10 protein-coding genes are annotated in these 10,443 nt (G+C 34.3%); all 10 read right to left on the reverse strand.

The genetic code is table 11. The annotated features are described in order from the left end of the window. On the reverse strand, positions 1-864 hold an 864-nt coding region (locus tag Q0L29_RS11155; protein WP_296621669.1), incomplete at its 3' end, for a beta-L-arabinofuranosidase domain-containing protein. Positions 865-931: 67 nt separating this feature from the next. After that, the gene (locus Q0L29_RS11160) at positions 932-1,333 is read right to left on the reverse strand and encodes a hypothetical protein (protein ID WP_296621671.1); all 402 of its coding nucleotides are present in this window, start codon (positions 1,331-1,333) and stop codon (positions 932-934) included. Positions 1,334-1,371: 38 nt separating this feature from the next. Next, the gene (locus Q0L29_RS11165) at positions 1,372-2,961 is read right to left on the reverse strand and encodes an ADP-ribosylglycohydrolase family protein (RefSeq protein ID WP_296621673.1); all 1,590 of its coding nucleotides are present in this window, start codon (positions 2,959-2,961) and stop codon (positions 1,372-1,374) included. A gap of 43 nt (positions 2,962-3,004) precedes the next feature. Continuing rightward, entirely contained in the window at positions 3,005-3,937 is a 933-nt protein-coding gene (gene rbsK, locus Q0L29_RS11170) for a ribokinase (protein WP_296621675.1), read from the reverse strand. 32 nt (positions 3,938-3,969) lie between these two features. Then, positions 3,970-4,338, reverse strand: coding sequence for a hypothetical protein (locus Q0L29_RS11175; protein ID WP_296621676.1), 369 nt, complete (start codon positions 4,336-4,338; stop codon positions 3,970-3,972). Next, the gene (locus tag Q0L29_RS11180; protein WP_296621678.1) at positions 4,311-5,726 is read right to left on the reverse strand and encodes an arylsulfatase; all 1,416 of its coding nucleotides are present in this window, start codon (positions 5,724-5,726) and stop codon (positions 4,311-4,313) included. Before Q0L29_RS11180 ends, Q0L29_RS11175 begins: the two co-directional genes overlap by 28 nt. A gap of 19 nt (positions 5,727-5,745) precedes the next feature. After that, positions 5,746-7,398, reverse strand: coding sequence for an arylsulfatase (locus Q0L29_RS11185; protein WP_296621680.1), 1,653 nt, complete (start codon positions 7,396-7,398; stop codon positions 5,746-5,748). A gap of 48 nt (positions 7,399-7,446) precedes the next feature. Next, positions 7,447-8,742 carry a hypothetical protein gene (locus tag Q0L29_RS11190; RefSeq protein WP_296621681.1) on the reverse strand — a complete coding sequence of 432 codons (1,296 nt, stop codon included), beginning with the start codon at positions 8,740-8,742 and terminating at the stop codon, positions 7,447-7,449. A gap of 88 nt (positions 8,743-8,830) precedes the next feature. Next, entirely contained in the window at positions 8,831-9,448 is a 618-nt protein-coding gene (locus Q0L29_RS11195; RefSeq protein ID WP_296621683.1) for a hypothetical protein, read from the reverse strand. Beyond that, a partial coding sequence (locus Q0L29_RS11200; protein ID WP_296621684.1) for a RagB/SusD family nutrient uptake outer membrane protein occupies positions 9,420-10,443 on the reverse strand: 1,024 nt, incomplete at its 5' end. The genes Q0L29_RS11200 and Q0L29_RS11195, both read right to left, overlap by 29 nt.

Here is a 10,443-nt window from a genome sequence, read left to right on the forward strand (position 1 = left end):
ATAGCCTTTACCATCTCCTGGATAAACAACACTCCCTTTTTCAAGCATGGTTCCCATTAACCTGTGCTTTGGATTTTCTTCGCTTACCTTCACTATATGTTCGGCAAAATCCAGATATCTTTTGTCCAATGTTCTTTCATACAGCATAACAATAGATTCTAGAAGCACTGTGGCTGAAATCCCATTACGAGTACCGTATTTAGTCAAATCATATTTACCCTCACCATAATATTCTATTAATAAATCCCCCATCTTCTTGCAGGCCTCCACAACCTCTTTATTTGGGAAATATTTTTCATAAGTTAATAATCCATAAATGTTATAACGGATTGTCCAAGTATCCCATCCGCCGCCAGGTGCCTTATCGGAGCCCGCTGGGTTTGCTTTTTTACTTGCAGGTTGAATATCGTCCGCCAATTTGGTTTTCATGTCATTTTCAGGTGAGGCCATAAAGGTGTAACTTTCGCCATAAGTCCCCATATATCCATCTGATAATTGAGTTGCCAATAATCTTTCCACCATTTCATCCAGCTTCATTTTTAATTTTTCATCACCATTTATGTTGTAAGCCAAAGTTGCTGCATGCAACCATTTACCCAAATGCTCTCCCTGCCATGGATGCATTCCAGGACGATTCTCAAATCCATCAATTATATAATCAGATTTACCAATATACCATAAACGATTATCTCGCCATAAATCCGCTCTTTCCCCTATTAAGCCAGCCTCATCAATGGTTTGAAGTGGTTGCCATTGATTCTCTATAATTGTATTTTCTGCCTGGTTTTTTTTCTGTACATGACAACTTGAAAAAGTCATTAAAACTCCCAATAAAATGGACCAAAAATTATAAAATTTATTCATTTTAAATATATTTAAATATTAATATTAATTCTTAATAATTCAACAAATCAACCTCAACACTCTATGACTAATATAAAATATCCGGGTCTTTCCAAATTTCCATATCTGTCCATAACTCTTTATTATCGTAGCCATTTTTCAAAGCTTTAAATCCAGCTATTTCAAATTTATTTCGTAATCGTTTCATCGATTCAAAATCAGTATCATCATCCGTTACAGCTCCTTCAGGCAAAGAAGGTGTGTAATTTTCTACATTTCCAGGCTCATCAATGTATTTCCACTCATGAGGTAAACCATTTAGATTTCCCAAAATTTGCCCCAATAGTCCTCCTCTAATTTTATCCTTAATTATATCAACAGATATTTTAAGGTCATTAGTGGATTGAGAGTTCCCAACTTGACTAAATAAATTGAATATCAAAATCAATAGTAAAGATGTTCTATTTATTAAAATTTGATTTTTTTTCATTTCTATTTAGTTTATCAATTTATTTAAGTCAGAACCTTTTAAAAATTCACTTTAAATGGTTTGTCATCATAAATAATGACATGTTTCAATTCAACATTTACAAAATCAACAGGATTTAAAATTTTAATGACCACTTTGTGCTTTCCTTTAGGTAATTGATACTTCCAAAAAGGAGTAAATCTTCTTGTATTTTCCTTAGTAGGTAATTTAATTTTTTCAACAAGTTTACCATCTATATACATCTCTGTCTCAAAGATATGATTTTTACCCTTTGGATTACGAAGATTAGGAGGACTTGCTACTGCAAAACCGATACCTTCAAATTCAAAAGAGATTTCGTTTTCAGATTGTCTTGGAATAATCTTTTCTTTTGGATAATGCCCTTCAAAGGATATTTCCAGAGGAACTGTATTAGGCTCCTGTATCTTAATAATAATATCATTTCCGGTAACTTCACCGCCATTTTTAACAATCATATCAAGCGCATGCTTTTCGGATAGTGCATAGGCATCAATTAGTGAATAATCAGTTCCCATAAACGGTAAGTTTTCAACCTTATCCAATCCTTGTTTCCAAAAATCTGGTATTTTACTAAAACCAACAATAGAAGCTAAAACGCCACCAGCAGTAGCTGGGTTACAATCAGCATCATCGCCACATCTTGTTGCAATTTCGAAAGTGCGAGTAAAATCACCATTACCATACAATAGACCCATTACAACCCATGCAGCATTTATTTTAGCATCAATATTAAATGGTTCGAAAACACCTAAAGGAGAGCCTATGTCTTGACTCCACTTTCTATTAACCTTATACCAGGTTGCCTTCCAGTCCGTCGGGTTTTCCTTATGCCATTTAATAACATCATTAATACATTTAGCAAAATTACTTTCAGATGGAATGACTTGAATTGCTTTTTCTACGATATTTTCTATATCATTAACATCATTGGATACCAAAGCCAACGAGTATAAACTTGCCACAAAAACACCTCCATAATAACCATCACCATAATTCATGATGTGCCCTACCTTATCACAGATATCAACAGCGGAATTCACCATTCCAGGATTCATCAATCCTGCAAAATCTGCTTCAATTTGAAAATCTATATCATCAGCACAGGGGTTATTTAACCAATGTCCAGATTCTGGTGGCGTTAGACCGTTTAATATATTATATCGTGCTGATTGATTGGCAAACCACAATTTATACTCTGCGTTAGCAAAAGAATTTGCAAAGGATTGCGCAGGTGCATCAACTCCCTCTTCTTCTATGACTTTCATAAAGGATAAATCCATATAAATATCATCATAAGTCCCTGGCCGTTCTCTATATTCCACTTCAAGTGAATTCTCGTCCCAATTCAGTTTCTGATAATCTTGAACCATGGTTGAATTATATTTGAACTCAATAGGCAAACCAAAGGTTACGCCAACGGTTTGAGCCACCCAAGCGCCTTTGATTTTATCTTTAAACTGTTCCTTTGTTATTGTAAAGTTTTTATTTGATGTTGATACAAAGCCTTCATCATTAATATTCGCAATTTCTGTCTTCTTAGAATTTGTACACCCAAGCAATAGTAAGATTAAAACGAGTGATAAAAATTTCATGTTAATTTTGTTCATAATTTTTTATTTATTTCAGTTTTATAGATCAAGAAAAACTATCCTATCTTAAAGTGTAAGCCATATTCTTTTTCAAATAATCACGAACCTCCTTCTCTGTTGGAATAGAGGGTTGTGCACCCATTCGAGTTACACAGATTGCTGATGCAGCAGTTGAAAATTTTAATGCTTCTTCCCAACTATTTCCACGACCAAGTTCAGCAGCTAGAGCTCCACAAAAAGTATCACCTGCAGCTGTAGTGTCAATGGTTTCAACATCATATGCACTAAGGCATAAACTTTCTTCTTTATTTTTAAAAAAACAACCATTTCTTCCTAATGTAAGCACAACTGTATCGACGCCTTTTTCCAAAAGTAAATCTACAATACCCTCTTTACCAACATTTTCAATCTTGGCCATACATATTGTTTCAGCTTCTGTTTCGTTTACTACTAACACATCAACAGTACTCAAAATTTCATTATCCAATTGCATTGCAGGAGCAACATTTAGAATAACTTGAGTTTGATGTTTTTTTGCCAATACACATGCTTTTTTTACGGTGTCGTATGGAATTTCCATTTGAAGTAACAAAATATCAGCTTCTTCAATGATATTTTCAATTCCGGAAATGTATGCTGAACTTAGCTTATTATTTGCTCCAGGAGTTATAACAATACAATTCTCCCCATGTTCATCTACCAAAATTATAGCTGTACCTGACGCTACTCCATCCACTATTAAGGAGGACGATACATTTAAACCTTCCTTTTTATAGTATGCCAAGGCACTCTTTCCGTTGCTGTCGCTGCCTAGACTCGTTATAAATTGGACGTTCCCACCTAATTTATGAGCCGCCATTGCCTGATTTGCTCCTTTTCCGCCCATGGCCTCCATATACTCTGTTCCTACAATGGTTTCTCCGGGTTCGGGAAAATTTTTAACCTTGGCTATCAAATCAGTATTTGAGCTTCCTATAACGACTATTTTTTTCATAATTCACTTTATTTATTTTCTAATTTCGTTTTTTAAATTTTTGTTAATCTCACGTAATATGCACCACAAACGTCATTTTTATTCTTATCCAAAAACCAACTTCTAAACTTGGTTTCACCTTTTTCTAATTCTACCTGAAAAGTGACATAGTTCAAGTTTTGATCTGCTTTTTGAACTTTTTGTTCTTTATTTCCAATGGATATACAGCCGTAAGCAATATCAAGCGCTTTTCCTTGATTAATACTTTTACCACCAACCGAAAATTCCGGACCTTTGCCATTTAGTTTGGTGTTTAAATGAAAAGGCCATCGGTTTAATTCAATCCTGTAAGTACCTGCTTGTTCAACATTAATATAGCTTTCTCCTCCATTTTTTAATCCCCCCCCATCGCAACTTTCCATTGTGTATTTACCGGACTATCCAACCAATTACTAGAGTTTAATATTACAGGATTTTTTTGGTCTGAACCTACGATTAGCGGCACCAACTCCTTTCTATCAAGTTCAAGTTCTGACCACCAATTTTCATAGTGGTTTTTCATTTCACTTACTATTTTCGGATTGGAATTAGCTACATTGTTAGTTTGGGAGGGATCTGTTTTAATATTATATAATTCCTCTTCTCCCACCAATCGCCAATGTCCATATACAACACAACTCTCGTACTTTTTTGCAGGTATTTCACCATATTGCACAACAAACATTCTATCTTCAAATTTGGATTTTGAATATAACAGAGGAGACAAACTTACTCCATCAAAAATTTGTTGTTCTTGTTTTAAATTGGCCAATTCAATTAATGTAGGAAGTATATCTTGAATTTGGGTTGGCGTATCAATTTTTAAGGGACCTATCAAATTTCCATTAGGCCAACGAATGAAACAGGTAACCCGATGCCCTCCTTCATAAAGGCTCGTTTTTTTACCTCTCATATCAGCGTTAAACACTTCTTCTCCTTGAGCTGTTCCATTATCTGTTATATATAAAAGAATCGTATTTTCTTTTAAACCATTTGCTTCCATCCAGTCTTCGAGGCGCTGCATATTTCGGTCAATATTTTTAATCATCCCAAAAAAGGAAGCCGTCTTTTCATTACTAACTTTATCTTTATAAAAGTCAAAATCTTGTTTTGGAGAGTCAAAGGGACCATGTGGGGCATTTAATGCTATATAAGTAAAAAACGGCTTATCGTTTTTAACACTTTCATCCATCCATTCCATTGCTTTATCAAACCAGATATTACTGCAATATTTAGTGGAATATTTTGTGGTTAAGCTATCCAAATATCTTGTTTCATAATAATCATTATCATACTCCATCTCGGATAACAAACCCCAACCTTTAACCCAAATGCTTTTATCAAATCCCTTATCCATTGGTCTATCCGGATAGGATTCTCCAAGATGCCATTTTCCAAATATTCCTGTTGTATACCCATTCTTTTTAAAGAATTCCGGCATCATAATCACATCTCTTCTAACAATGCCACTAGCAGAACCAACCGTAGCTGCTTTATTATGATAAGCATCCAACCCTGTCATCAATTGCCCTCTTGATGGTGTACATAGAGGAGCTACATGAAAATCGGTTAGTTCTATACTCTCGTGCGCCAACTTATCCAATGTTGGTGTTTGAAGAATCGGATTTCCATGCATGGAAAAATCACCATATCCCTGATCATCAGAAAGTACAATAATCACGTTAGGTTTTTTAAATTGTTGACCATAACCTGATGATATTGATATCAAAAACAACAAAAAGCTTACTTCAACTAAAAATTTAACTGACATACTTTTCTTCATAATTAGACTATAAATTAGTTTCTGTTTTATGATTATTCTTAACCTTATTAATTATTTGTCTCATATTATTCACTTTTTCGGGATTTTCTGAATACAAATTATGTTGCTCGCCAATATCTTCATTCAAATTGTATAACTGATAATCATAAATACTCGGACCATCTGGGTAATAGGTTTCCGGCCATCTCCCTTTTTCAGCAGGTTCAATATATTTAAAATCATCTTTTAAGACGACAAAAGCTCCACTGGCACCACCAGATAAAACCATACTTGTTCTTATTTGTTTGGCATTCTTATCTTCAATATTTGAAAGAAAACTATAACTATCCACTCCTTCATTTGTTGAAGGAGTTTCACCAATAATTTCGGCAATTGTAGCATACAAGTCTGTTAAACATAACATGTTTGAATTTTCATAAGAAGTTTTAATGCGATTTGGCCAACTTACCAGAAACGGTACTCGAAAACCACCTTCCCATGCATCTGATTTAAAGCCTAACAATTCACCCGAGGCCTTATGGTCATAGGTAATCCATCCTTCTTTCCATATTAAATTCCCATCTTCCTTTTTTAGTTCAGGTTTGTAATTTTCTGAAAGCTTTGAATAGGCATCCTGATAATCTTCATCTCCATCCTTATATTTATTTAACCAATATACTGGGTCTCCTGCTCGGGGGCCATTGTCTGAAGTAAAAATTATCAATGTGTTTTCATAGGCATTATTTTCTTTTAGAGCTCTTATTATTTCACCAACACTCCAGTCCAGTTCCTGAATAACATCACCTCTTAATCCTGCCTGACTTTCCCCTTTTGTAAAGGTGGGTAAGCACGGCCGGTGAGGTGCTGTGGAAGGATGATACAGAAAAAGTGGTTTGTCCGTGTTGTTCTTAAAGTGTTTATTTATAACCTCAACTGCTTTATTTGTAAGGTCTATATTTACTTTTCTGATGTCCCAATTAGGAGCCTTATCAGCCGGGTTATAATGATCGTATGCCCTTTCCTTTTCAGAGGGTGCTTGTGTAACATGCTCATTTTCAATAAACACATACGGCTGCATATTATTGGACCCCGTAATTCCATAGAAATAATCAAAACCTCTTTCGATAGGGCCATTTTTCACTGAAACCGAATAATCGATATATTGAAAAGAATTTGCATCCCACGAATCAAAGACATTTTTAGCAGGGTTTTCAGGTGCTTTATCATTTACGGTCCAATCCATTCCTAAATGCCATTTTCCTACACAAGCAGTATAATATCCATTACGTTGAAGCATCTCGCCAATGGTACTCCTATCCTGATTAATTAGCGGTGTGTCAAAATATTTTAACACCCCATATTTAAGTCTGGTTCTCCAAGAATAACGTCCTGTTAAAATGCTATACCTTGAAGGGGAACACATCGAGGAAGCTGCATAGGCATTATTAAACTTTACACCTTGATTAGCGAGTAAGTCTATGGTTGGCGTTTTAATTTTTGTAGCTCCGTAACTACTTAAATCACCATATCCTAAATCATCGGCAACAATCAAAATAATATTAGGCGGCTTTTTAATTGATGAATTTTGTGCGAAAGACTTCTGTGGTACTATTGACATAATCAATAAAAACAAAGTGATTATCAATATTACTTTTATAAATTTTGTTTCTTTTGCTTTCATCTTATTTAATTATACACTATTAATACAATCACTTACAATTATCTTGTTTTAAAGAGCACCTAAGCCTACTGCCGGACTATTTTTTTTTAGTAAAAAATCATTGCTATTTTTACCTTTTTTGTATCTCAAAAATTTGGGATTAGAAAATATGGGTGTATCACCAGGACCTTCAAAACCAATATTCAATGCATCTGCACTAGCCCAATAAAGATTATTTTCTATAATAGAATTAGGTTTTGCCTTTTTTAATCTACCAACATTAAAAACAACTACATTCTTTTCAGTAACAATAATATTCTTCCGAATCTTATTTTTAGAGTTAGTCTGAGTAATATTAAAAACCCCCCATTCATTTTCATTCACTTTTCTGCGAATAATTGTATTGTTTTCAATGTTGCAATTAGCTCCTCTCCATAAAGCTATAAACTGTTGATAATCATCACTTATATTGTGATGAATTGAAAAGTTTTCATATCTAGGATTCTTTTCTACGTCAGTCCATGTAACCTCCAAAAACCCTTGGCAGTTTTGTGAAAAATTGTGATGAATTTCAATATTTGATTTAGGATAACGTGCGTCATCAATTTCAATAGCACCACCATCCGCACTACCACCGTAGCTATTTGGCCCCCAGGTAATATTTGGATTAACTGCACTATAATTTATAATCCGATTATAGCTTACTTCTTGATGATCAGCTCCAAGCCAAATTGCTATTGGCCCCCATCCCCATTTCTTTAATATCCTGTTACAATCATGTATATAATTGTTTTCAATTTTTGCATAGGGTCCGTAACTTTTAATTCCGACACCACAATTAAATATTTCGTTGTTCCTTACAAGGCAGTTTTCAGCATTTTTATCAATGTAAATTGCGCCCAGCTCCCACATTGTTAAAAAACTACCAACATCTTCATCCAAATCCGCCACTGTATCGTGAAAGTATAAATTTTCAACTATAATGAAATCTCCTTTTAAGCGAATACAGTTACCAAACTGATTATTTTCCGGATTGAAAATCGTGTATGTAAAGGCTGGTGCTGGTAGATCTTGAGACCCATAATCACTCAGGACAATAGGGTTTTCTTTTGTTCCAGAACCAGCTATTACCAGTGTCCCAGAAAATTTGGATCCACGTTTAAAACGAATGCTATCGCCCTGATTCAATTTTATATCTGACAAATTTCTAAATGATTTCCAGGCACTATCCTGATGAGTGCCATTATTAAAATCCTTTCCGTTTTTGGAATCAATAAAGTAACTAACCGAAATCTTAGAGATTTCGGTTAGATTTTGCTCTAATAATGCAGCATTAGCAGTTAAACTAAATAATATTGTACTCATGAAAAGAATGAATTTTGGAAATAACATCTCCTCCATTTTGTTTTTTATCAATATATAATTCCATTTTCCCATTTTTTATTTTTTTATTTCACCTAAATTCAGGAGTTGTCAGATTTTCAATTTGAAGATTTGTTAAGTCCAACCAGTTTGATTCATCTAATTTAGTACCATTAAAAATGACATTATCAAACACAAAGTCCTTAAAATGGTTATTTGGATCATTTCCGATTATTCTATTTTGGAAATTTGTATCTAAATTCATTTTAATATTCCAATTTCGTAAAGTCAAACCTTCCAAAATACTGGTACTATATTGATCTGGAGCTTTATTAATAACGCTTTGAACAGGTGTTTCTGTAAACACATCTTCAATAAGCCAATTTTTGTGATACCCTGTTTTACCTGGCTCATTATACCTATTACCAACATAATTAATAATACCAACATTAAATCTATCCTGGTTCCATTCTGTTCTTATAATATCAATTCGGCTGATAGTAATATTGGAAGCATCAGGAGCAGTCCATCCCAACTGAATTACGCCTCCATTATTTAATTGCCAAACAACACAATCAGTGAATGTAGTATTATCTCTGTAAGGTTTTATAGCATCATCATTTGCCCAAATAAAACAATTAGCTACTGTAGAATTGGCAAACAATTCTAAACTAACATTATTAGTATCCTGGGTTTTGATCAGAATCATTAATTCCTTGATTATTTATGATTTCAGATTGTGGGATAGGCCAAAGCATATTTTTAATTAAAGAACCATCATCTGTTGGAAGTTCTACATTCAAAATATAACCTGGTAAATGCAAACTATTCCAGCTTGATCCGCTTTTCTCCTTAGCCCACTGCACATTATGTTCTTCTACGGCCGTTCTAAAATGTTCCAGACCTAATCTACGCTCATCCATCCATATTTGAAGCTCTCCCATAAACTCATTTGTTCTTTCAATCAAAATACGATCTCTAAATTGTTCAAAATCAGTAAAATCGGCTACCTCAACATTCTTTGGCTCTGCCAAAGCCACTCCATTTCTGGCTCGTGTAAGCACTTCATTAAGATACCCCACAGCGGCAGCATTTGGTGCTCCACTAACTACCGCCTCTGCCTCTGCTGCAATTAATAACATTTCTGGATACCTAATTACAATAGCATTATTTTCATTACCACTAGGACCAGTATTTGCCTGATCTTGATACTTTTTAAGGAAAAGAAACCGCTCTAGTGTGTAATTATTTGTGTTAGCTAAATTTAATGGATTAGAAGCTTTTGTAGTGACTAAATCTGCTTTTGTATAAGGATAAGTTACTTTAGCTGTCTCAGTTTGCCCTGGTACCCAATAATAAATATCCTTAATATTAGTTTGAACTTCCATTCTATAATCCGGATTTCCACCGTAGGTAGCCAGTAATTTATCAGCAAGTCCCATATCAATCAAAATTCCACCAGTTCTAGACCTGGCCGCAAAACCAGAATTATTATAGACATTATACCATATTGGGAATTGCGAACCGTTATTATTTCTAGAAAAAGCAATTTCAAAAATAGATTCGTTAGAAAATTCATGTTGCAGATCCCATAAATGCCCAAAATCTGGTAATAAACCATATTCACCTGAGTTAATAACAACTTTTGCCCAATCCAGGGCTTTTGTCCAACGATTCATATCATTGGTCAAACTAGCCCAATGG

Source organism: Marivirga sp. (assembly GCF_024636815.1).
Classification (GTDB): domain Bacteria; phylum Bacteroidota; class Bacteroidia; order Cytophagales; family Cyclobacteriaceae; genus Marivirga.